A 22595-nucleotide genomic window follows, 5' to 3' on the forward strand; every position below is an offset into this window, starting at 1 on the left:
CCTCCCTCGGGCGTGCCACAGGTGTGCCCTCGAAAGGAGTCCACGTGTCTTCGCTACCTCGTCGTTCCCTCCTCAAGGCGGCCGCCGTCGCCGGTGCCGCCGCGCAGTTCAGCTGGGTGCTCGGGCGGGGGGAGGCGCAGGCCGCGCCCGCCGCCGAGCAGGTCGCGGAGGAGCGGCCCGCGAGCATCGGGTGGCTGGAGCCGGGTGGGCTCGGGGCCGCCGGCGGGTCGACGTTCGGTGTCGCCTGGCCGAAGGGCGTGCACCCGGGGGACCGGGAGTTCGCGCTCACCACCGCCGACGGCGCCCCCGTGCCCGTACAGACGTGGACCACGGCCCGCTGGCCCGACGGTTCGCTGAAGTGGACCGCGCACGCGGTCGGACCCGAGGCGGCCGGGGCCGAGCGGTACTCGCTCGCGCCCGGCACGCCCGCGGCCGGCACGAAGAAGATCACCGTCACCGAGACGGGCCGGAGGATCACCGTCGACACCGGCGTCGTGAAGGCCGTGCTGTGGAAGGACGGCGGCAAGCTCGTCGAGTCCCTCACCCGCGACGGCGTGCGGATCGCCACCGACGGGCGGCTCGTGCTGCTGCGACAGAGCGACCTCGACGACGGCGACCAGGGCAACGCCAAGTGGGAACGGTTCGACGGGGAGATCTCCGGCGCCGTCGTCGAACAGGCCGGACCCGTCCGGGCCGTGGTCCGGATCGACGGCAAGCACCGTAAGGGCAGCAGGAGTTGGCTGCCGTTCTCCGTGCGGATGTACTTCTACGCCGGCTCCGAGGCCCTCCGGATGATCCACACGATCACCTACGACGGCGACCAGAACAAGGACTTCATCCGCGGCCTCGGCGTCCGCTTCACCGTCCCGATGCGGGACGCCTTCTACGACCGACACGTCCGCCTGGCCGGCGAGGGCGCCGGCTTCCTCACCGAGGCCGTCCAGGGCATCACCGGTTTGCGCCGCGACCCCGGCGCCGCCGTCCGCGCCGCGCAGGTCAAGGGCGAGAAGCTGCCCGACCCGGCCACCTGGGACCAGCGGGTCACCAGCCGGCTGCGGTACGTCCCCACGTGGGGCGACTACACGCTGTCGCAGCTCACCGCCGACGGCTTCGGCATCCGCAAGCGCACCAAGGAGGGGCACGGCTGGATCCCCGCCGGCGGCGGCCGCCGCGCCGGCGGCTTCGGCTACGTCGGCGGCGCGAGCGGCGGACTCTCCTTCGGACTCCGGGACTTCTGGCAGAAGCACCCGGCCCAGCTCGACGTCCGCGGCGCCGCCGGCGCCGAGGCCGAGGTCACCCTCTGGCTCTGGTCCCCCGAGGCGCAGCCCATGGACCTGCGCTTCTACCACGACGGCATGGGCCAGGACACCTTCCCCGAGCAGCTCGAAGGCCTCAACATCACCTACGAGGACTACGAGCCCGGCTTCGGCACCCCCTACGGCATCGCCCGCACCAGCGAGCTGATGTTCTGGGCCAACGCCGCCACCCCCACCGCCACCGCCCTCGTCGCCCAGGCCGCCGCCGTCCGCGTCCCGCCGCAACTCGCCGCCGGCCCCGAGGACCTGGTCCGCGCCCGCGTCTTCGGCGGACTGTTCTCGCCGGTCGACCGCTCCACCCCGGCGAAGGCGCGGATCGAGGACCGGCTCGACTACCTCTTCACCTACTACAAGGACCAGGCGGAGCAGCGCCGTTGGTACGGCTTCTGGGATTACGGCGACATCATGCACACGTACGACGAGGACCGGCACCAGTGGCGGTACGACGTCGGCGGCTACGCCTGGGACAACTCCGAGCTCTCGCCCGACCTGTGGCTCTGGTACGCCTACCTCCGCTCCGGCCGCGCCGACGTCTTCCGCTTCGCCGAGGCCATGACCCGGCACACCGGCGAGGTCGACGTCTACCACCTGGGGCAGTGGGCGGGACTCGGCACCCGCCACGGCGTCCAGCACTTCGCGTGCAGCGCCAAGCAGCAGCGGATCTCGACCGCCGTCTACCGCCGGCCCTACTACTTCCTCACCGCCGACGAACGCGTCGGCGACCTCATGCACGACCTGGTCGACTCCGACGAGACCTTCCTCGTCCTCGACCCCATCCGCAAGATCCGCACCGAGCCGTACACCCCCGACCGCCACGCCCTCTCCATCGGCTTCGGCACCGACTGGAGCGGTCTGGCCGCCGCCTGGCTCACCGAGTGGGAGCGCGGCGGGCCCAAGGCCGCGAAGGCGGAGGCGCGGCTCCGCTCCACCATGGAGACCATCGCCGCCCAGCCCAACGGCTTCGTCCAGGGCACCGGCCTCTACGACCTCGACACCGGCCGCTTCGCGGTCGCCACGGAGCCCGTCGTCGGCGTCTCCCACCTCTCCGCCATGTTCGGCCTCGTCGAGATGTGCGCCGAGCTCATCGACCTCGTCGACATGCCGGCCTTCCGGTCCGCCTGGCTCGACTACTGCCGCTACTTCAACGCCACCAAGACCGAACAGGCCGCCCGCTACGGGAAGAACTTCGGTACGCTGCTCCTCTTCCAGGGCCACTCCCGCCAGGACGCCTACGCCGCCGCCCAGCTGAACGACGCCAAGCTCGCCGAGCGCGCCTGGGCCAAGTTCGACAAGAGCGACGGCTACACGTCCGCGATGGTCTGGGACAAGACCCCGGTGCAGGGCCCCGCCGCCCTCGAACCCGGCTACGAGCACCTGTGGATCAGCACCAACACCACCGCCCTCTACGGCCTCGCCGCCATCCAGAACCTCGCCCTCGTCGGCGACCATCTCCCCAAGTGACGGACAGGAGACCCCGATGAAGAGGACCGTGGTCCTCGCGACGAGCCTGCTCGCGCTCCTCGCCGCCACCGCGCCCGCCACCGCCCGTGCCGGCTCGCCGTACGGCGAGGGCCTCGACCACTGCGCCCGGGTCGCCGAAAACGGCGCCCTCGCCTGCCACTTCGACCTACCGCCCGGCACGTACGACGTCACCGTCACCCTCGGCGGCGACACCGCGGGGGCGACCGCGATCAGCGGCGAGACCCGGCGCGCCCTGCTGGCCGAGACCCCGACCGGGGCCGGCGAGCGGCTGCGCCGCTCCTTCACCGTCGACGTCCGCGACCCCGAGGGCGAGCCCACCGGCGCCCCCGGCACCCCCGGCCTGGACCTGCTGCTCGGCGGTGCCGCCCCCAGGGTGGCGAGCCTCCGGGTGACCCCCGCCCCGGCGGCGACCCGCCTCTTCCTGATCGGCGACTCGACCGTCTGCGACCAGCCGGGCGACCCGTACACCGGCTGGGGCCAGCGGCTCCCCGTGCACCTGAAGCGGGGGGTGGCCGTCGCCAACCACGCCGACGGCGGCGAGAGCACCGTCACCTTCCTGTCCGACCCGGCCCTCTTCGACCGGGTGGAGACGGCGATCAGGCCCGGCGACCCGGTCCTGATCCAGCTCGCCCACAACGACAAGCAGACCGACGCCACGAGGTACCGGGCCAACCTCACCACCCTGGTGGAGCGGGTACGGGCCCGGGGCGGCGAACCCGTCCTCGTCACCCCGATCGTCCGTCGCTGGTTCAACGCGGACGGTACCCTGGACAACGGCGTCGCCCTGCTCGTCAACGGCCTCGGCGTCGATCATCCGGCCGAGATCCGGGCCCTCGCCGCCACCCTCTCCACCCCGCTGATCGACCTCACGGCCCTCACCAAGGCCCGCGTCGAACAACTGGGCCCCGAGGCCTCCAAGGCGCTCTACCTGACGGCCGAGAAGCGCGACAACACCCACACCTCGGTCCGCGGCGCCACCGAGTACGCGGCGCTCGTCGCCGCCGAACTGAAGGCCCGGGGCCTGCTGCCCGAGCGGATGCTCCGCTAGCCACCGGGCCGGTTCAGACGTCGCGGTGGCGGGGACCGCCGCCGCCGCGACGGCGATCCCCGCCACCGCCCGGGCGGCGAGGACGCGCGCGGTCCTCGCGCTCGCGGTGATCCGGCGGGTGACGTCCGGCCAGCCCGCCGGACCGCTGCCCTACTTCAACATGACCTGAGCGGCGGCGAAGGACAGCGAGAAGGACGCCGGGGCCGCCTCCAGGCGGTGTTCGGGGAGCACGCCCGGGCCGCAGGACTGGGACCCGATGCCGTGCAGCGCGTGGTCCAGGCCGACCCACAGCGTGTCGCCCGGCACGAGGTCCGGGCGGTGCGCGGCGGCGTCCAGCTCCGCGTGCGTCCAGCGGCGGGCGGTGAACCAGAACGACGGTTCGCCCTCGACCCGCAGCCCCGCGCCGCCGCCGGTCAGCTCCAGCCACCGGGTGTCGATCCGGGCGCCGTTCTCCTGCGGGCGCACGTACGGGGTCTGCAGGCCGGCCACCGTGGACCCCCAGATCCCGAGGCGGGCCGCGGCACGGGTGTCCGGGTACGCCTCGCCGGGGCCGCCGCCGTACCAGTCGGCCCGGTCGAGCACGGCCGGAAGGCCGAGCCGGACACCGAGCCGGGGGAGCGGCACCGGCCACGCTCCCTCGGGCACCACGTCCACGCCGAGCCGCACCGCCGTGCCGTCCGAGGTCCAGCGGTACGTGACGGCGAGCCCGACGTCACGGGCCGCGGGCGCCACCCGGACCCGCACCGTCACCCCCTCGCCGTCCACGCCCACCGCGTCCGTGCGGTGCCGCATCCGGTGCAGGCCCAGCTCCCGCCACAGCGGGCCGAAGCGGGCGTCGGGCTGCCAGGGCGCCCCCTCGTCGTTGTCCGTCGGCGCCCGCCACACGTCGAGGCCGAAGCCCGTGACCGGCTGTCCCGCCAGCAGCAGGGGCGCGCCGGTGCGGGCGTCGAGGACGACCGGACCGAGGGTGATCCGGCCCCCGTCCACGACGGCGGGAACCCGCGCGCCCGGGGTCCGGGACCGCGCCGGGGCGGTCGCCGGCAGCTGTCCCCAGGCGACCTCGTGTCCGGCCGGCGCCCAGGCGGCGGCCTCCGCGAGCAGCGCCCGTACCGTCCACACGCCCTCCGTGCCGGCCGGGTGCTCCGGCACCGCCGGCAGCGCCACCTCCGCGTGCCCGCCGGCCGCCACGGCCGGCACGTCCAGGTCCCCTTCCGCGACCACCACGCCGTCCGCCAGGAACTCCCAGACGAAGGCGTACCCGGAGAGGTCCGCCACGTCGTGGAGGTTGGTCACCCGGGCCGTGCCCGCGCGGCCGCCCGGCGCGATCCGCACCGGCTCGATCACCTTCTTGTACTCGGCCAGACCGGGCGACGGCGTGCGATCGGGGAAGAGGAGGCCGTCGCAGACGAAGTTCCCGTTGTGCTGCTCCTCACCGAAGTCGCCGCCGTAGCCGTACCCGTGGACCGGGTGGGCCAGGCCGTGGTCGATCCACTCCCACACGAAGCCGCCCTGGCAGCGCTCGTACCGCTCGAAGAGGCGCTGGTACTCGCTCAGCCCGCCCGGCCCGTTGCCCATCGCGTGCGCGTACTCACAGAGGAGGAAGGGGAGTCCGCCGCGGCGCTCCGGGCCGCCGTCGGCGCGCCGGCCGATCTCCTCGACCTCGGCGTGCGGCGGGTACATCCGGGAGTAGACGTCCACGTCGGCGCAGGAGCGGTCGCCCTCGTAGTGCACCGGCCGCGAGGGGTCCCGGTCGTGGATCCAGCGGGCCATCGCGCCGAGACCGGCGCCCGTGCCGCATTCGTTGCCGAGCGACCACAGCACCACCGACGGATGGTTCTTGTCCCGCTCGACCAGCCGGGCGGCCCGGTCGAGCAGCGCGGGCGTCCACCGCTCGTCGTCCACCGGATTGCCCCGCCAGCCCAGCTCCTCGAAGCCGTGCGTCTCCAGGTCGCCCTCGTCGATCACCCACAGCCCGTACGCGTCGCACAGGTCGAGGAAGGCCGGGTGCGGCGGATAGTGCGAGGCCCGTACGGCGTTGACGTTGTGACGCTTCATCAACACGACGTCGGCGCGCATCGTTTCGAGGTCCAGGGTCCGTCCCGTGTCGGGGTGGAACTCGTGCCGGTTCACGCCCCGGAAGAGGATTCGCCGTCCGTTCGCCTTCAGGACGCCGTCCTCGACGTACACCGAACGGAAGCCGATCCGCAGCGCGATCCGCTCCCCGCCGGCCGACAGCTCACCCTCGTACAGCCGCGGCACCTCGGCGCTCCACGGCTCCACCGGCACCGTGGCCGACTCCCCGGCCGCCAGGTCGAGCCCCAGCTCCGGCACCCGCACCCGGGCGGGCACGTCGCAGTCGACCCGCAGCTCGCCGGTCCCCGCCGCGTGGTCGTACGAGGCGTGCACGAAGAAGTCGCCGGGCGCGCCGGCCGGCCGGTGCAGCAGCGTCACCTCCCGGAAGATGCCGGGGAGCCACCACTGGTCCTGGTCCTCCAGGTACGAGCCCGAGGACCACTGGTGCACGCGGACCGCGAGCACGTTGTCCCGTTCCCTCAGCAGCTCCCCGACCGCGAACTCGTGCGGGAGGCGCGACCCCTTGAACCAGCCCAGCTCCGTGCCGTTCAGCCACACCCGGGCACAGGACTCGACCCCGTCGAAGCGGAGCACGGCGCCGCCGTCCGCGGGCCAGCCGTCCGGCAGGTCGAACCGGCGCAGGTGGTCCCCGGTCGGGTTCTCGTCGGGCACGTGGGGCGGGTCGACCGGGAAGGGGTAGAGGACGTTCGTGTACGCGGGCCCGCCGAACTCCCCGTCCTCGCCCTGGAGCACCCAGTGCCCCGGCACGGAGACGGTCCGCCAGCCGCCGGCGTCGAACCCCGGCTCGGCGAAGGAGGTGTCGGCCGCGTCGGCGGCGGGGGAGAGGCGGAACGCCCAGTCGCCGCCGAGCGGAAGGCGCGCGGCGTCCGAGCCCCCCGTCCAGGCGCGCGGCGGCAGGGTGCCCCGCTCGGGGGCGAAGGAGGTGTACCAGGGCAGATCGGTCATGGTGATCCCAACGGAAGGCGAGGGAGAGGGGGAAGGGGCGGGGAGAGGGCACCGCCAGAAAGCGCTTGCGCGACGGTGTCCATCCCACCGCCCCGCACGCTCCCGCACAACCCCGCCCGGCCCCCCGGTCCTTGGACTCTTCGCACCCCGCCTGGACAGTCCGACGAGCGGCCGCTTAGGGTCGGGGGTCCCCGTCGCCGACGGGCACCCCATCCGTCCCGGAGGTCACCCCGGAGATCCGCCCGGAACGCACACCGTCCCGGAGCCACCCCGGAGATCCACCCGGAACGCACACCGTCCCGGACCAGTCGAGGAGCGCGCACGTGGTCACCCTCGCCGACGTCGCCCGTCACGCCGGTGTGTCGGCCAGCACCGTCAGCTACGTCCTCAGCGGCAAGCGGTCCATCTCCGCCGCCACCCGCGAGCGCATCCAGCACTCCATCGACACGCTCGGCTACCGCCCGCACGCCGGGGCCCGCGCCCTCGCCGGCGGCCGGACCAGCATCCTCGCGCTGATGATGCCGCTCCGCACCGGCCTCTACGTGCCGGTGATGATGGAGATCGCCATGGCCGTCACCACCACGGCCCGCGCCCACGGCTACGACGTGCTGCTGCTCACCGGCGAGGAGGGGCCCGAGGCCGTCCGCCGCGTCGAGGGCAGCGCCGTCGCCGACGGCATGATCGTCATGGACGTCGAACTCGACGACCCGCGCCTGCCCCTGCTCCGCGAGGCCGAACGGCCCTCCGTCCTCATCGGCCTGCCCGCCGACACCGCCGGACTCGACTGCGTCGACCTCGACTTCGTCGCCGCCGGCGCCCGCTGCGTCGACCACCTCGCGGGGCTCGGCCACCGCGGCCTCGCCGTCCTCGGCGAACCCCCCGCCGTCTACGCCCGCGGCACGGGCTACGCCGAACGCACCCTCACCGGAGTCCGCGCCGCCGCCGCCGAGCACGGCCTCGACCTGCTCCACCGGCCCGTCGACGGCACCTACGCCGCCGTGTCCGCCGCCGTCACCCGGATCTTCGAGGAGCGCCCCGGCACCACCGCCCTCCTCGTGCAGAACGAGGCCGCCGTCGAACCCCTCCTCGCCGTCCTGCGCCACCAGGGCCGGGCCGTCCCCGAGGACGTCTCCGTCGCCGCCGTCTGCCCCGAGCAGGTCGCCGCCCACGCCTCCGTACCGCTCACCGCCGTCGCCGTGCCCGCCCAGGACCTGGGACGGATCGCCGTCGAGCGGCTCGTCGCCCGGCTGCGCGGCGAGCCCGCCCGCGGCACCGAACTCCTCGCGCCCCGCCTCACCGCCCGCGCCGCCACCGGCCCGGCCGCCACCGCACCGGGAGACGGCCGTGCCCGCCGCTGACCCCGGCGAGGAGCGCGACGGCACCGCCGAGTTCCGCGACTTCTTCGACCGCCACTACGCCGAACTCGCCCGCCTCGCCTACCTCCTGACCGGCGAGACCGACGCAGCCGACGACCTCGCCGCCGACGCCATGCTCGCCCTCTGGCACCGCTGGGACCGGGTCCGCGCCGCCGACCACCCCGCCGCCTACGCGCGGGGCGTCGTCGCGAACCTGGTCCGCACCCGCATCCGCGGCACCGTCCGCGAGCGCCGCCGCATCGCCGCCTTCTGGGACCGCCGCCCCGAGCACACCGAGGACCCGGACGTGCCCGCCGTCGTCGACGTGCGGACCGCGCTGCGCGCCCTGCCGTTCCGCAAGCGCGCCTGTGTGGTCCTGCGCCACGCCTTCGACCTCTCCGAGCGCGACACCGCCCTGGCCCTCGGTGTCTCCGTCGGCACGGTCAAGAGCCAGACCGCCAAGGGCATGGCCGAACTGCAGAGGCTGCTCGACGGACGGGCCGCCACCGAACTCGCCGCGGGAAGGCGCTGATGGACGAGACACGCCTGCGCGGCGAACTGCGCGAGGCGGCGGCCGCGCACCGCCCCGACCGTGCCCGGATGCTGGCCCGCGTCGAGCGGGGCATGGCCGGCCCACCGCCGGCCCGCGTCCGGCCGCCCCGGCGCCGCTGGACGGTCGCGGTCGCCGTGGCCGCCACCGTGGCCGGGGTCCTCGGGCTCGGCGGCGTCGCCGTCACCGCACTGCGGGACCGGCCCGCGCCCCCCTCGGGAGTCGCCCCCGTGCCCGGCCCGGCGGCCCGGGCGGCCGGCACCATCGACCCCGGCAGCAACCGCTGGTGGGCGCAGAGCGACCTCGCCGTCACCACGGAGGCCGAGGTCGCCGGCCTCACGGTCGAGCTGCGGGTCGCGCTCACCGGCGGGATCGTGAGCACCGGCCACTGGCAGACGCGTCCCGCCGACGACTTCACGGTCGCCGTCGCGGAGGAGGCCGGCGCCCTCGTCTACCGCTGGACCCTGAAGGAGGGCCGCTCGGTGCCTCCGGGGCCGCACACCTTCGCCGCCCAGTACAACCACGCGGAGGGCACCCGGGACGCCTCGGCCGACGCGTACACCGTCGTCCTCACCGCCCGCGACGGCGGCCGCACCACCCTCAGGGGCGCCTTCGGCTGAGGCGCCGGCCCGGCCGCGCGCCGGCGAGGCCCGCGCCCGAAGCGTGCGTGAAACGTTTCGATGGAGGGGCAACCCTTTCCCGCCCGGCGGCGACCTACGGCTACCCGCACCCACCAAGGAGCCGCCATGCGCACCCGTCCCGTCCGCCGCCGGACCGTCCTCGGCGCGGCCGTCGCCGCCGGCGCCCTCGCCGCCACCGCCACCGGAACCGCCCGAGCGGCCGGCTTCGGCTGGAGCGACGACGGCGCGCACTACGTCCTCGACACCGGCGCCGGCCTCGTCTTCAAGGTCTCCAAGACCAACGGCGACCTCACCTCCCTCGTGTACAAGGGCAAGGAGTACGAGGGCTACGGCGGCAAGCACTCCCACGTCGAGTCCGGCCTCGGCGCCTCCACCGTCACCCTCAGGCAGGTCGGCGCCACCCTTCTCGTCACCGTCGTCCACGGCACCCTGCGCCACTACTACGCGGCCCGCTCCGGCCACAACAACGTCTACCTGTGGACCGACAAGGCGGACACGTCCTTCACCGCGACCCGCTTCATCGCCCGCCTCAAGCCCGGCGTCTTCCCCGCCGAGGGCCCCGACTCCTGGGTCGAGGGCGCCGACACCGTCATCGAGGCCGGCGACGTCTGGCGGCGCGCCGACGGGCAGACCCGCTCCAAGCACTACTCGGGCGTCCGCGTCATGGACTACGACTACGTCGGCCACTCCACCGGGTCCGTCGGCCTCTGGATGGTCCGCTCCCGGCACGAGAAGGCCTCCGGCGGCCCCTTCTACCGCTCGCTGCTGCGCCACACCAACGAACTGGGCGTGGGACTCTACGAGATCCTCCACTACGACCAGGCGCAGACCGAGCCCATGCGCTTCGGTCTCCAGGGCCCGTACCTGCTCGCCTTCACCGACGGCGGCACCCCCGATCCCGCGCTCTTCGCCGCCGACCACGACACCGGCTGGGTGGACGCACTCGGCATCCCCGGCTGGGTCGGCGCCGCCGGACGCGGCCGGGTCGCCGGCGTCGGCCTCAGGAACATGGACCCGGCCCACCCGTACACCATCGGCTTCGCCAACGCCGACGCCCAGTACTGGACCCGGGCGGCCGCCGGAACCGGCGCCTACTCCTGCCGCGGCATGCTGCCCGGCACGTACACGCTCACCGTCTACAAGGGCGAACTGGCCGTCCACACCACGACGGTGACGGTCGCCGCCGGCGCCGCCACCGCCCTGCACACGCTCACCATCACCGGCGACCCGAGCACCGCGCCCGCCGTCTGGCGGCTCGGCGACTGGGACGGCACCCCCGCCGGCTTCAAGAACGCGCGGCTCATGACGTACGCCCACCCCGCCGACGTCCGGGCCGCCGCCTGGACGGGGAACGTCGTCGTCGACGGGGCGAACCCCGCCTCCGCCGTCCCCTGCTACCTCTGGAAGGGCGTCAACGACGGCTTCCTGGTGTACTTCCGGCTCACCGCGGCCCAGGCCGCCGCCGCGCACACCCTGCGGATCGGCGTCACCACCGCCTTCCTCAACGGCCGCCCCCGGGTCACCGTCAACGACACCTGGGTGTCCGCGATCCCCTCGCCGCCCGCCCAGCCGTCGACCCGCTCCCTCACCACCGGCTCGTACCGGGGCAACAACCACACGTTCACGTACAGCGTCCCCGCGAGCGCGTGGAGGGCGGACCCGTCCCAGTACAACGTGCTCCGGGTGAACGTCGTCAGTGGTTCGACCGGAACAGGCTTCCTGAGCCCGGGCACCGCCCTCGACTGCGTGGACCTGCTCGTCTGACCCCGTGGGCCGGGGCCGGGCCGTCCGGCGGCCCGGCCCCGGTCGCGTCGTGGTCGCGACGGCGGGAACTCACATGCCGCGCTCGTCGTCCTCACGGGCGACGATCGTGTCGTCCGCCTCGACCTCGATGCGCTCCTTGCGGACCTCGCCGGTGACCGTCTGCTCCTCGGCGACCTCGTCCGTCTCCAGGCGGACGCGTTCCACCGGCACCGCACGGGTCTCGACGACCGGGCGCTCCTCGTGGAGGGTCACCTCGTGCTCGGCCTCGGCGATCTCGGGGCCGGACAGGGCCTCGTCGCGGTTGGCCTCGGTGATCGGCTCGCGCACCACGCGCACCTCTTCGTGGCGGACCGGCACGGTCTGCTGGACCTCTTCCGTGACGACGTACTTGCGCAGCCGCACCCGTCCGGTCTCGACCTCCTCGGTGCCGACGTGCATCTGTTCCTCGGAGCGGGTCATCGCGTCCGGGGCGGTACCGAGGTCGTCCCTCGTGCCCGCGGTCCCGGTCATCCCGGTCATCCCGGCCTCGTCGCCGTACCCGCTCGTCCCGGCCGCACCGGCCGCCCCGGCCATGCCGGCGGTGCCCGCCGTGCCGGTCGTGCCCGTGGTGCCGCCGTGCGCCCAGCCTTCCTCACCGGGCTGGTTGGCGCGATGCCAGGCGTCGTCCCAGGCGAGCCCGTAGTACTCGTAGAGACGCTGTTCCTCGCGCTGGTCGAGGTGTCCGCGGTCGTCGACGTCGACGTCCGGCGCTCCCTTCACTCGGTCCTTGGGGTAGGGGACCTCGAGATGGTCGTGGACCACCGAAGCGTCCTTGATCGGCACGAAGGACTCGCTGCCGAACAGACCGGTCTTGACGGTGACCCATTCGGGACGGCCCGTGGCGTCGTCGAGATAGACGCTCTTGGCGTCACCGATCTTCTGCCCCTCGGTGTCGTACACGGGATGGTCCAGGACGGTCGGTATCTGTTCCTTGGCGATCATGTCCACCCTCCATGCGTTGTCGCGGTCTCCCGGGCGACTTTCCGGACTATCACGGAGAAAACACGCTCAAGCTGGAAGAAATTGGTTGATTTCTGACCTGTTGATCCTTGAATCGAACAGGCCGGGAGGAATCAGAGGCGGAGGGAGCCGGTCGGCGTCCAGTCCCCCAGGTACGCGGCCGGGGTCGCGGCGGCGGCCTGCGCGGCCGTCAGCCGGGGGCGGTTCTCCGGGACGGTGACCTCCGCGCCCCGGCCCGTGTTGCGGTACTCCGCGAAGCGCTGCCGCTGCCAGGGGTGTTCGGCCCGCATGTTCGCGTACGGGGCCACCGCGTCCACCCCCGCGGACAGCACGCTCTCCCGGACCACCAGCGAGGGCCAGGCCGTCGTGTCCGAGCCGGGCACCCAGGGGCGGGCCAGCTTGTAGTAGCCGTCCGGGGCCTCGCTGGTGACCCGGCAGCGGGTGGCGAGGAAGCCGTACGGGTTGGCGCGGGCCGTGGAGGGCGCGAAGACGAAGCCGTACGGGGCGCCGGCCAGGTCCGGGCGGACCAGCGTCCGGAAGTGGCAGTGCTCGAAGACCGCCGTGGCCCGCCCGAAGACGAAGTCCACGTCACCCTCGACGTAGCAGTGCGCGTAGTACTGCCGGGCGAAGGCCGCCAGGGACATCGAGTCCGCGTACAGGGTGTCCTGGTGGCCCAGGAAGCGGCAGTGGAAGAAGGCCGAGCGGTCGCCCTGCGCCTTCAGCGCCACCGCCTGCGTGCCCGGGTTCCCCGGCAGGTCGGCGCGGAGGAAGTCGTTGGCGAAGGTGACGGCATGCGCGGTGAAGTCCGCCGCCTGGAGGGTGACCGTCGCCGAACCCGTGGTGCCGTACGTGCCGGAGCCGTCCGGCTTCGGGGTGCCCGCGGCGTTGTCGTACACCACGGCCACGTCCTTCGCGTTCCCGCTCGCCCCGATCCACGTCATGCCCGTGCGGGCGGCGCTCACCACGACCGTCTCCCGGTACGTGCCCGGCGCCAGGACCAGCGTCCAGCCGGCCCCGGAGGCGGCGCTCACCGCGGCCTGGACGGAGGTGTGGTCGCCGAGGCCGCCGGGGTGGACGTACAGCGTCCTCGCGGAGAGCCGCGCGGCGGGCGAGCCGTACCGGCCGAACGGGCCGCCCGGCGCGGAGGCGGCGGCGGGCGCCGCCGGCAGGGCGAGGGCGGCGAGCGCCGCGCCGGCGCCGGCGAGGAAGGCACGGCGGCCGGGGGAGGTGCGGGGGTGGCGCGAGGACATGCGGAAGCTCCTTCGGGACGGACGGGGACGGACGGGGACGGGCGGGGGAAAAGGACCGGGCCGGGGCGGGCGCGACGGGACGGGGGTGCCGCGCTCCGCCCCGGCCCGGGGCAGGGGACGCGCTCAGCGCAGGCGGCCGGCGCCGGCGTGGAGGCCGACCAGGAAGGGGACGGCCCGCGGGTGGTCCACCCGGGTGCGCAGCGTCGGCGTCCAGCCCGCGTCGCCGCGGAGCGTCTCCTCGGGGAACTGCTCGTTGTGGACGGCCAGGAGGTCGACCGGGCGCCCGTCGACGTAGTTGCCGGTGGTGGTGACGGGCGCGTCCTTCCACTTCTTCAGGATCTTGCCGGCGGGCACCTCGGGGCCGAGCGTGAAGGCGTTCTTCTCCGCGTACAGCTGCGACTCCTGGCCGATGCCCAGGCTGTACACGTAGTTCGCGTCCGGCACCCTGAAGTGGTTGTTGTACGCGTCGACCTGGCCGAAGCGGACCCGGGGCGCCCGCTCCACCACGTCGTCGAAGAGGTTGTGGTGGAGGGTGACGCGGAGCCTGCCGCGGTCGGTGGCGCCCGCGCTGTCGCTGTTGCCGATCATCAGCGTCTTGTCGTGGTCGGTGAAGACGTTCCACGAGACGGTGACGAGGTCGGCGCCGCGCACCACGTCCAGTTCGCCGTCGTGCTGCTGGTACACCTCGCCGTAGTACTCCGGCAGCGAACTGTCGGGGTGGCGGCCGTCGGTGAAGGTGTTGTGGTCGATCCAGACGTGGGTGGAGCCGTACACGACGAGGCTGTCGTACTCCGAGTTCCAGGCGCCGGTGGCGCCGTCCGTCGGGTCCCACTGCGGGAAGCAGTCGAGCGGGCTCTCCAGCCTGAGGTTCCGGATCACCACGTTGTCGACCCCGGTGACCTGGAGGCTGCCGCCGAGGATCGTCGCGTTCCGACCGACGCCCACCAGGGTGGTGTTGGCGGGCACCTTGACCTTGACGGCCTGGCCCTGGGCGGCGGCGGAGGCGGCGCGCGCCTGCTCCTGCGGGCCGCTGACCTCGGTCTCGTACCCCCACACGGCGGGGTCGTAGTCGGCGAGGTACTGCTGGAAGGAGTAGCCGGGGGCCTCGAAGGCGGCGCAGCCGGCCTCGACGGCGTCCAGGGTGCCGACGACCTTGACGATCCGGGGCTCGGTGCCGGGGACGGCGAGCGCGGCCCGCAGCTCGGCCCAGGTGGTGACGGTGAAGACGCGGGAGGCGTCGGCGGCGGCGCCGCCGGTGGTGCCGGTGCCGAGGGAGGCCCAGCCGTCACCGGCCGGGAGGGTGACGCGGGTCGGGTCGGAGCCCGAGGGGTGGCCGGAGTGGGCGCCCGCGGCGGGCGCGGTGACGGTGAGGACGAGGGCGGCGGCGGCCACCGCCCCGAGCTTCGTGCTTCTGTTCACGCGCGGTTCTCCTCAGGATGCGGACGGAACGGCCGGGGGCCAGGTGATCCGGTCGGCGGGGATGTCGTCGTCGAGCCGGCGGGTCTCGCGCGGGGCGAGGACCCGGGTGCGGAGCAGTTCACGGGCCACGAGCCGGGCCACCTCGATCGCGCCGGGCGGGTTGAAGTGGGTGTTGTCCTGCTCGGTGGCGGTCCAGTTGAAGTACGTCTTGGTCGCCTCGGGGCCGAGCCGCTGCCACAGCTCCAGGGACAGCGCCTCGATGTCGAGGAGCGGTGTGCCGCAGGCGGCGGCGACCGCGCGGGCGGCGGCCGGGTGGTCGCCGAGCGAGCGCTGGGCGGTGCCGGCGGCGTCGAAGCGGCGCCGCTCGACGGAGGTCGCGATCACCGGGACCGCGCCCCGGGAGCGGGCGGCCTCGACGAAGACCCGCAGGTTGTCCTGGTAGGCGCCCCAGGGAGCGGCGTACCGGGCCGGGTCGGTGGACTTGGCGTCGTTGTGCCCGAACTGCACGAGGAGCACGTCGCCCGGGCGGAGCGCGGCCGTGATCGGGTCGAGCCGTCCCTCGTCGAGGAAGCTCTTGGTGGAGCGCCCGTTGACGGCGTGGTTGGAGACGGTGGTGTCCCGGTGCAGGAAGAACGGCAGGGCCATGCCCCAGCCGGTCTCGGGGGCCGCGTCGGCGTACTTCTGCGCGGCGGTGGAGTCCCCGGCGATGAACAGGGTGCGGGGGCGTCGGGGGGAGGACCCGGTGGCGGCGTCCTCGGTGCGGGCGGCGGCCGGCCCGGCGGCCAGGGCGAGCACCAGGCCCGCCCCGGCCGTGACCGCCTCACGGCGGCCGAGCGTCACTTCTGCTGCTGCTTCCACTCGGCCTGCGCCTCGTTGAGCTGCTCGGCGAGGCTGTCGGCGAACTCCTTCGCCGTCATCGAACCGAGCAGCACCTTCTGGAAGTCGGCCTCGTTGTCGGCCTTGGAGATGGTGTTCCAGTCGGGCAGGTAGTAGGGCAGCTGGACGATGGTCGCCTTGCCGCTGAAGAGGACCTCGGCGGCGAGCTTGGTCGGCTCCGCCTCCTTGATCCAGGGGTCCTGCGCGGCCTCGGTGTTGGCGGGGATGGCGCCGGCGGACTTGTTCCACTTGGAGTTGGACTGGTGGGAGGCCGCGAACTCGATGAACTTCCAGGCGGCGGCCTTGTTCTTGCTGCTGGAGAAGAGGCCGAGGCCGTCGACCGGGTTGGACACCATGACGCGGGTGCCGTCTTCGAGCGTCGGGTTCGGTATGCCGCGGAACTTCTCGGTGCCGAGGGCCTTCACGTGGTCCTGGTACGAGCCGAGGTTGTGGTTCAGCATGCCGATCCGGCCGCTGTCCCACTGGGCGACCATCTTGGTGAAGTCGTTGTTGACGTCGGCCGCGGGGGTGGTCTTCTTGAACAGGGCCGCGTACTTCTCCAGGGCGGCGACGTTCTTCGGGTCGTTGACGGTGGTCTTGTCGCCCTCCCAGAAGGTCTGGATGCCGCTCTGGCCGTACATGGCGTCGAGGGCCTGGGCGATGGAGCCGGCGCCGCCGCGGATGGTGTAGCCGAACTGGTTCTTGTCCTTCGCGGTGAGCTTCTCGGCCGCCTCGTAGAACGCCGACCAGGTGGACGGCTCCTTGAGGCCGGCCGCCTTGAAGAGGTCGGTGCGGTAGTAGAGGACGCCGTTGCTGGCGGAGGTCGGGACGGTGAAGAGCTTCTCCTGGCCGCCGGCCGCCCTGACGGACTCGACCATGCCGGGGTTCAGCTTGCCGAACAGGGAGCTCTTCTCGATCCGCTCGTCCAGCGGTTCGAGCGCGTTCTGCGCGGCGATCCCGGCGAGCATCGCCGCGCCGACGCCGCCGACGTCCGGCAGCGCGCCGCCCTGGATGGCGGTGTCGTACTTGGACTGCACCTCCTTGGAGGCGATGCCGACGTACTCGACGTCGATGTCCGGGTTGGCCTTCTCGAAGTCGGCGATGATCTCCTTCCAGACGTCGGTGCGGACACCGCCGTTGTTGTCCCAGAAGGTGATCTTGCCCTTGCCGGATCCCTCGGTGCCTCCGCCGCCGGCGGCGGAGCCGCCGTCGTCACCGCAGGCGGTGGCGGTCAGCGCGAGGACGCCGGAGACGGCGAGGGCGAGGGCGGCTCTGCGCCGTCCGGGGAAGATGGTCATCGTCGGCTCTCTTCTCTCGGGGTGGTGCGGGGGTCGGGGGTGGTGCGTGGGGGTGTACGGGGCCCGCCCGGGTGAGGCGGGCCGTGGCGGCGGCCGCTAGGCGGTCAGTGTGCGGAAGTCGGTGAACACGCCCGTCCCGGCGGGCCCTTCGCCCTCCGGTGCGGCGGCGAACAGTCCGAGCAGGGCGCCCACCCACCGCCAGGGGGTGGCCGCGAACTCGGGGCCGAGCCGGACGGGTCCCTCGCCGGCGTCGTAGGAGAAGCGGCAGCGGGCGTCGGCGGTGACCTCGACCCGCAGCAGGACCTCGTCGGAGGCGAGGGGCCGGGCGCGGGCCGCGTCCCGCTCCCGGTCGGCGTTGCCGGGGGCGAAGCGGTGGACGAGCAGCGGTCCGCCGTCGGTGCCTCGCTCCAGGCCGATCCAGGCGTACGCGTCGCCCAGGACGACCAGTCCGGCGTGGGCCCCGGGCGTCCCGGAGTCGAGCCGCAGCCGGACCTCGACGGTCCGGGCACCGGCCGGCAGCCGCTGCGTCAGCACGTGCGGTACGGTCCGCAGGTCGTCGGCGGCCCGCTCCGACCGCAGGCAGGCGAGGCGCAGCCCCCACCCCTCGTGCGTGCTCGTCCACCCGGTGCCGGGGTTGGCCGTCCACTGCCACTGCGGGCCGAAGGCGCCGCCGGGGAAGGCGTCGTCGACGGCCGGCCGGGACGGCGGCGCCTCCGGCAGGGCCGGCTTGCGGTGGACGCGTACGGGGGAGCCCTCGTCGCCGAGGACCGGCCAGCCGTCCGCGTCCCAGCGCATCGGCTGGAGGTGGACGAGCCGGCCGTGCGCGCAGGTCTGCTGGAAGTGCAGGAACCAGTCCTCGCCGGCGCCGGTTCGCACCCAGCCGCCCTGGTGGGGGCCGTTGACGTCGGTGTCGCCCTGGGAGAGGACGATCCGCTCCTCGTAGGGGCCGAAGAAGGAGTCCGCGCGGAAGGCGCCCTGCCAGCCGGTGGCGACGCCGCCGGCCGGGGCGAGGATCCAGTACCGGCCCTCGTGCCGGTAGAGCTTGGGGCCCTCCAGGGTGAACCAGCCGGGCAGGAGGTCGGCGTCGACGAGGGTCCGTCCCTCGTCGAGCACCTTGGTGCCGTCCGGGCTCATCCGGTGGCCGGTGAGCCGGTTGTTGAACCCGGCCCGGGACTTCGCCCAGCCGTGCGCCAGGTAGGCCTCGCCGGTCCCCTCGTCCCACAGCGGGCAGGCGTCGATGAGTCCCCGGCCCTCCTTCACCAGGTGCGGGAGGGTCCAAGGTCCTTCGATCGCGGGCGAGTTGACCTGGAAGATGCCGTGGTCGGGGTCGCCCCAGAAGATCCAGAACCGGCCGTCGTGGTGGCGGAACGAGGGCGCCCACACCCCGCGGTCGTGCCGGGGCCGGGTGAACGCCTCCTCCGGGGCGAGCCGTTCGAGGGCGTGTCCGACGAGCGTCCAGTTGACGAGGTCGCGGGAGTGCAGCAGCGGCAGTCCGGGGGCGCGGCCGAAGCTGGAGGCGGTGAGGTAGTGGTCCTCGCCGACCCGGACGACGTCCGGGTCCGACCAGTCGGCGTCGAGCACCGGGTTGCGGTACGTGCCGTCCCCCAGGTCGCCGGTGACCCGGGTCTCCGCTGTTCCGGTCACGACGCCACCGCCTTGCGGACCAGGGCGGCGGCCCCGTCCCGGTCGAGGCGGCCGTCGGCGACGACGGTGACCACGCGCCGTACGAAGGTCTCGCCGGCCGGGACGGCGAGCCGCTCCCCGTGTGCGAGGGAGGAGCCGACGCCCGGGTACTCGGCGGCCCGCACGAACCACGGGTCGCGCCGGGTCGTCCCGGTCGCCCCGGCGAAGACCAGCGTCCAGCCGTCGCCGCACATCGCCACCCAGTCGGCGCGGGCGCCGTGCACGGCCTCCTCGCCGGTCGCGTCGGGACCGAACACCCCGGGCGGCGCGGCCTCCATGGGGGCGCGCCAGAAGAAGCCGCCGTAGGCGGCGCCCGGGCGCCCGTTGGTGGCCGGGCTGCCGATGGACAGGTCGCGGCCGGAGACGTTGGCGACGGAGAAGGTCAGGTCGAGGGCCCAGGCCGTGTCGGTGAGGCCGAGGGCGGCGACCGTGCGGTGCTCGGCGAGCAGCCGCTCGCCGCCGGCGGTCCAGGTCAGTTCCTCGACGAAGCCGTCCGGGTCGCACAGTTTGAAGCCGTCGTGGCGCTGCGTGCCGTGGTTGTCGAGCGCGACCGGGCCGCGGCCCCGGACGAAGGTCCGCCCACCCCAGAAGTTGTGCCCGGCCACGTCCGGGACGGCGACGGAGACGCCCAGGTGGTGCACGTGGTCCTCGGGCAGCACCTCGGTGACGGCCCGCCCGGCGAGCGTGGTCACCGGGTGCAGGTAGGGGCGGGGGGAGTGGTCGGCGGCGAGCGGGGGCCGGGTCACGTACCGGGCGACGGTGCGCCCGGCGACCCGCAGAGCGGTGGTGGCCGTCGCGTCGGTGCTCATCGGACCTCCGCCGGTGCCGGGGCCGTCCAGGGGGCGCCGAGTTCGGAGTAGAGCCGCAGCTGTTCGGCGCTGGCGTCGACGAGCGCCTCGACGCCGGTCACGATCCGCCGGCCGGCGGTCGCGTCCTCCCCGCCGGGGGCCGTGCGCCAGTGGGCGGCGTCCATCGGCAGCGGGTCGGGCGCGGTGCGGACCGCCTCGACCACCCGCATGAAGGCGCCGGTCGCGTCCGGCGGGACGAGCAGTCCGGTGCCGTCGGTGACGTGGGCGAGGAGGTTCTCCAGGAGGTCGGTGCGGCCGTACACAATCTCCTCCGGGCCGCGGCCGGCGCGCTGGAGGAGGATCCGGTCCTCGCGGTACCAGAAGGTGACGCGGCCGCGGGTGCCGTGCACGACCACGTACGGCTCCCCGTTCGTCTCGGCGCAGAGCGTCGCCGCGACGGTCACCGGGAGGCCGGCGGTGGTGGTGACGCGGACGGCGGAGGTGTCGTCCGACTCGATGGCGTGGGCGTGGTAGAGCTCCGTCTCGATGCCGGTGACGTCCTCGGCGCGGGTGGTGCCGGCGAGGGCGAGGGCGGTGGCGACGGCGTGGGCGAGCGGGTTGGTCAGTGCGCCGTCGACGACGTCGAGGCCGCCGAGGCGGCGCCTGCCGGCCCAGGGAGCGCGCCGGAAGTACGCCTCGTCGCGGACCCAGGCGCCGGCCGCGCCGACGCCCCGGACCTCGCCGATCGCCCCGTCCGCGATGAGTCCGCGGATGGCGGGGACGGCGTGCGAGCCGAGCGACTGGAAGCCGATCTGGCAGGCGCGGCCGGCCGCCGCGACCCCGTCGGCCATCCGCCGGAACTCCGCGTAGGAGGGGGCCGGGGGCTTCTCCAGGAGGATGTCGGCGCCGTGCCGGGCGGCCGCGAGCGTCATGTCGGTGTGGGTCTGGATGGGGGTGCTGAGCACCGCCAGCTTCGCGCCGGTGGCGGCGAGGAGCGCCTCGAAGTCGTCGGACTGGGCGGGCTCGCCGATCCCGTCGAGCTCGGCGGCGTCGAGCGGGCGGAGCTCGCAGACCCCGGCGAGGCGGACCAGGCCGAGCCGTTCGAGCCGGTGGATGTTGAGGAGGTGGCTGCGGCCGTGGCCGCGGGCCCCGGCGAGGACGACCGGCAGCGGTTCGCGGGTGGACGGGGGTGTGGGCATGGGGCTCATCCCTTCACCGCCCCGGCGCTGAAGCCGGTGACGAGCCACTTCTGGATGAAGGCGAAGACGATCACGACGGGGACGGCGGCGATGACACCGCCCGCGGCGAGCGCGCCGAGGTCGACGCTGTCCGCGCCCATCAGGGTGTTGAGGCCGACCGGGATGGTCTGCTTGTCCTGGCTGCTGAGGAACATCAGGGCGAAGAGGAAGTGGTTCCAGGCGTGCACGAAGGCGAAGGAGCCGACGGCGACGAGACCGGGCCGCAGCAGCGGCAGCACCACGATGAGGAAGCCCCGGAAGCGCCCGCAGCCGTCGACCCAGGCGGCCTCCTCCAGGGAGGGCGGCACGTTCCTGATGAAGCCGCTGATGAGGATCATCGACAGCGGCAGCTGGAAGACCGTCTCGGCGAGGATGACGCTGCCGATCGAGTTGATCAGCTTCAGCTCGGCGAAGATCTGGAAGAGCGGCACCAGGAGCAGGGCGCCCGGCACGAACTGGGAGCAGAGCAGGGCCAGCATGAAGCCCTTCTTGATCCGGAAGTCGAAGCGGGCCAGGGCGTATCCGCCGGCCAGCGCGACCACCGTGGTGCTGATGAGCACCGCGATCCCGATGAGCAGGCTGTTCTGGAAGAAGACCCCGAAGCTGCGCTCGGTCCACACCTTCTCGAAGTGCTCCGTCGTCATCGGCCAGGGCAGCAGCGAGGTCGAGCCGGCCGGGCGGACGGAGAAGAGGAAGATCCAGTAGAAGGGGACCAGGGTGAAGACGAGGTAGACGCCGAGCGGCAGGTAGATCTGCCAGCGGGGCACTTCGTCCCAGGCCCGGTGCCGGGTGCGGGCGGTGGCGGGCGGGGTGCCCTCCGGCGGGTCGGCGGGGGGCGGGGCCTCGCCGGCGGGAGCGGTGCGGGTGCGGGTGGCTGCGGCGGTCACTTGCTGTCGCCTCCGAACTTGCTCAGGCGCAGATAGACGATCGAGCAGAAGAGAAGGATCACGAACGCCACCGTGGTGAGGGCGGAGGCGTAACCGAAGTTGTGCGCGTCGACGCTGGTCTCGGCGACGTACAGCGGCAGGGTCGTGGTGACGCCCGCGGGCCCGCCGCCGGTCAGCGTGTAGAGCAGGTCGACGTTGTTGAACTCCCACACCGCGCGCAGCAGCGTGGAGAGCACGATCGCGTCCCGGATGTGCGGGAGCGTGATGTGGAAGAACTGGCGGAGCCGGCCCGCCCCGTCGACCTCGGCGGCCTCGTACAGGTCGCCGGGGATCGACTGGAGGTCGGCGAGGATGAGGATGGCGAAGAAGGGCACGCCCCGCCAGAGGTCCGCGACGATCGCCGCCCAGAAGACGGTGCCGGTGTCGGAGAGCAGCGAGGTGCCGTACTCGCCGATGCCGAGGTCCGCCAGGTAACGGGTGATGCCGGTCTGCGAGTTGTAGAGCAGCACCCAGATCGCCGAGGTCAGCACGCCGGAGACGGCCCAGGGCGAGAAGACCAGGGCCCGGCCGAGCGCCCGGCCGAAGAAGGTCTGGTTGACGATGAGGGCGAGCGCCAGGCCGAAGAGCAGCTGGAGGGTCACCTCCACCACGACCCACTTCAGGCTGAAGGTGAGCGTGCCCCAGAAGTGCGGGTCGTCGGTGAAGATCTTCGTGAAGTTGTCGAAGCCGGCGAAGCCGTTCCGCCACGGCTTGGTCGGGTTGTAGTGCTGGAGGCTGTAGTAGAAGACGCTCAGCACGGGGTAGGCGATGAAGCCCAGCATCAGCAGGCCTGCGGGGGCGATCAGCAGATACGGCAGCCGGCGGGGGGTCGCTCCCGTGCGGCGGCGCCCCCGTGCCGTGGCGGCTCGGGGCGGTTTGGTCACAGCTGTGGCCATGACGGCGGCTCCGTTCTCGGGCGGGCG

18 protein-coding genes are annotated in these 22595 nt (G+C 73.6%); 7 read left to right on the plus strand and 11 right to left on the minus strand.

What is annotated here, in order from left to right; translation table 11 throughout:
* Positions 1-44 precede the first annotated feature (44 nt).
* Genes ACFZCF_RS21765 through ACFZCF_RS21775 form a run of 3 tightly spaced genes read left to right on the plus strand, consistent with a single transcriptional unit; the run spans position 45 to position 4015 of the window.
* Positions 45-2777 (plus strand): Tat pathway signal sequence domain protein, encoded by a 2733-nt coding sequence (locus ACFZCF_RS21765; protein WP_388446106.1) that lies wholly within the window; start codon positions 45-47, stop codon positions 2775-2777.
* Positions 2778-2793: 16 nt separating this feature from the next.
* Positions 2794-3846, plus strand: a complete 1053-nt coding sequence (locus ACFZCF_RS21770; RefSeq protein WP_391288087.1) for a GDSL-type esterase/lipase family protein — start codon at positions 2794-2796, stop codon at positions 3844-3846.
* A gap of 25 nt (positions 3847-3871) precedes the next feature.
* Entirely contained in the window at positions 3872-4015 is a 144-nt protein-coding gene (locus ACFZCF_RS21775) for a hypothetical protein (protein WP_391288089.1), read from the plus strand.
* Here the strand turns inward: ACFZCF_RS21775 and ACFZCF_RS21780 are convergent.
* Complete coding sequence (locus ACFZCF_RS21780; protein WP_391288091.1) at positions 3997-6885, minus strand: glycoside hydrolase family 2 TIM barrel-domain containing protein; 2889 nt, start codon at positions 6883-6885, stop codon at positions 3997-3999. The two genes, ACFZCF_RS21775 and ACFZCF_RS21780, sit on opposite strands and share 19 nt — an antisense overlap.
* A 323-nt stretch (positions 6886-7208) precedes the next feature.
* Between ACFZCF_RS21780 and ACFZCF_RS21785 the strand changes: the two genes are divergently transcribed.
* The 4 genes from ACFZCF_RS21785 to ACFZCF_RS21800 all read left to right on the plus strand — a co-directional run bounded on the left by ACFZCF_RS21785 (position 7209) and on the right by ACFZCF_RS21800 (position 11195).
* Complete coding sequence (locus ACFZCF_RS21785; RefSeq protein WP_391288093.1) at positions 7209-8243, plus strand: substrate-binding domain-containing protein; 1035 nt, start codon at positions 7209-7211, stop codon at positions 8241-8243.
* Positions 8230-8772: a SigE family RNA polymerase sigma factor gene (locus ACFZCF_RS21790; protein ID WP_388446118.1), complete on the plus strand. Its 543-nt coding sequence runs from the start codon at positions 8230-8232 to the stop codon at positions 8770-8772. Before ACFZCF_RS21785 ends, ACFZCF_RS21790 begins: the two co-directional genes overlap by 14 nt.
* Complete coding sequence (locus tag ACFZCF_RS21795; protein ID WP_388446121.1) at positions 8772-9410, plus strand: hypothetical protein; 639 nt, start codon at positions 8772-8774, stop codon at positions 9408-9410. Before ACFZCF_RS21790 ends, ACFZCF_RS21795 begins: the two co-directional genes overlap by 1 nt.
* Before the next feature lie 126 nt (positions 9411-9536).
* Entirely contained in the window at positions 9537-11195 is a 1659-nt protein-coding gene (locus ACFZCF_RS21800) for a rhamnogalacturonan lyase B N-terminal domain-containing protein (protein WP_391288095.1), read from the plus strand.
* 69 nt (positions 11196-11264) lie between these two features.
* Here ACFZCF_RS21800 and ACFZCF_RS21805 read toward each other — a convergent pair whose 3' ends face one another.
* From ACFZCF_RS21805 to ACFZCF_RS21850, 10 genes are all read right to left on the minus strand, one after another.
* Entirely contained in the window at positions 11265-12176 is a 912-nt protein-coding gene (locus ACFZCF_RS21805) for a DUF2382 domain-containing protein (RefSeq protein ID WP_391288097.1), read from the minus strand.
* A 131-nt stretch (positions 12177-12307) separates the two neighbouring features.
* Entirely contained in the window at positions 12308-13444 is a 1137-nt protein-coding gene (locus ACFZCF_RS21810) for a pectinesterase family protein (RefSeq protein ID WP_388446130.1), read from the minus strand.
* 123 nt (positions 13445-13567) lie between these two features.
* Positions 13568-14863: a polysaccharide lyase family 1 protein gene (locus tag ACFZCF_RS21815; RefSeq protein ID WP_391288099.1), complete on the minus strand. Its 1296-nt coding sequence runs from the start codon at positions 14861-14863 to the stop codon at positions 13568-13570.
* 12 nt (positions 14864-14875) lie between these two features.
* On the minus strand, positions 14876-15703 hold the full coding sequence (locus ACFZCF_RS21820) for a GDSL-type esterase/lipase family protein (protein WP_391288256.1): 828 nt from the start codon (positions 15701-15703) through the stop codon (positions 14876-14878).
* Positions 15700-17037 carry an extracellular solute-binding protein gene (locus ACFZCF_RS21825; protein WP_391288101.1) on the minus strand — a complete coding sequence of 446 codons (1338 nt, stop codon included), beginning with the start codon at positions 17035-17037 and terminating at the stop codon, positions 15700-15702. Before ACFZCF_RS21825 ends, ACFZCF_RS21820 begins: the two co-directional genes overlap by 4 nt.
* 96 nt (positions 17038-17133) lie before the next feature.
* Positions 17134-18681, minus strand: coding sequence for a family 43 glycosylhydrolase (locus tag ACFZCF_RS21830; protein ID WP_391288103.1), 1548 nt, complete (start codon positions 18679-18681; stop codon positions 17134-17136).
* Positions 18678-19529, minus strand: coding sequence for a PmoA family protein (locus ACFZCF_RS21835; protein WP_388446142.1), 852 nt, complete (start codon positions 19527-19529; stop codon positions 18678-18680). Before ACFZCF_RS21835 ends, ACFZCF_RS21830 begins: the two co-directional genes overlap by 4 nt.
* Positions 19526-20707, minus strand: coding sequence for a Gfo/Idh/MocA family oxidoreductase (locus tag ACFZCF_RS21840; RefSeq protein WP_391288105.1), 1182 nt, complete (start codon positions 20705-20707; stop codon positions 19526-19528). Before ACFZCF_RS21840 ends, ACFZCF_RS21835 begins: the two co-directional genes overlap by 4 nt.
* 5 nt (positions 20708-20712) lie before the next feature.
* The gene (locus ACFZCF_RS21845) at positions 20713-21633 is read right to left on the minus strand and encodes a carbohydrate ABC transporter permease (RefSeq protein ID WP_388446148.1); all 921 of its coding nucleotides are present in this window, start codon (positions 21631-21633) and stop codon (positions 20713-20715) included.
* Positions 21630-22568 (minus strand): sugar ABC transporter permease, encoded by a 939-nt coding sequence (locus ACFZCF_RS21850; protein ID WP_360607203.1) that lies wholly within the window; start codon positions 22566-22568, stop codon positions 21630-21632. The genes ACFZCF_RS21845 and ACFZCF_RS21850 overlap by 4 nt, the downstream gene beginning before the upstream one ends.
* Positions 22569-22595: the final 27 nt, after the last annotated feature.

It is taken from the genome of Streptomyces sp. NPDC007945 (assembly GCF_042958885.1).
Taxonomy (GTDB): Bacteria; Actinomycetota; Actinomycetes; order Streptomycetales; family Streptomycetaceae; genus Streptomyces.

What these genes read in the sequence shown, in the direction of transcription:
- ACFZCF_RS21770 (WP_391288087.1), top strand. Translation starts at nt 2,794, where the DNA reads ATGAAGAGGACCGTGGTCCTCGCGACGAGCCTGCTCGCGCTCCTCGCC.
- ACFZCF_RS21780 (WP_391288091.1), bottom strand. Translation starts at nt 6,885, where the DNA reads ATGACCGATCTGCCCTGGTACACCTCCTTCGCCCCCGAGCGGGGCACC.
- ACFZCF_RS21795 (WP_388446121.1), top strand. Translation starts at nt 8,772, where the DNA reads ATGGACGAGACACGCCTGCGCGGCGAACTGCGCGAGGCGGCGGCCGCG.
- ACFZCF_RS21800 (WP_391288095.1), top strand. Translation starts at nt 9,537, where the DNA reads ATGCGCACCCGTCCCGTCCGCCGCCGGACCGTCCTCGGCGCGGCCGTC.
- ACFZCF_RS21805 (WP_391288097.1), bottom strand. Translation starts at nt 12,176, where the DNA reads ATGATCGCCAAGGAACAGATACCGACCGTCCTGGACCATCCCGTGTAC.
- ACFZCF_RS21810 (WP_388446130.1), bottom strand. Translation starts at nt 13,444, where the DNA reads ATGTCCTCGCGCCACCCCCGCACCTCCCCCGGCCGCCGTGCCTTCCTC.
- ACFZCF_RS21825 (WP_391288101.1), bottom strand. Translation starts at nt 17,037, where the DNA reads ATGACCATCTTCCCCGGACGGCGCAGAGCCGCCCTCGCCCTCGCCGTC.
- ACFZCF_RS21835 (WP_388446142.1), bottom strand. Translation starts at nt 19,529, where the DNA reads ATGAGCACCGACGCGACGGCCACCACCGCTCTGCGGGTCGCCGGGCGC.
- ACFZCF_RS21840 (WP_391288105.1), bottom strand. Translation starts at nt 20,707, where the DNA reads ATGCCCACACCCCCGTCCACCCGCGAACCGCTGCCGGTCGTCCTCGCC.
- ACFZCF_RS21850 (WP_360607203.1), bottom strand. Translation starts at nt 22,568, where the DNA reads ATGGCCACAGCTGTGACCAAACCGCCCCGAGCCGCCACGGCACGGGGG.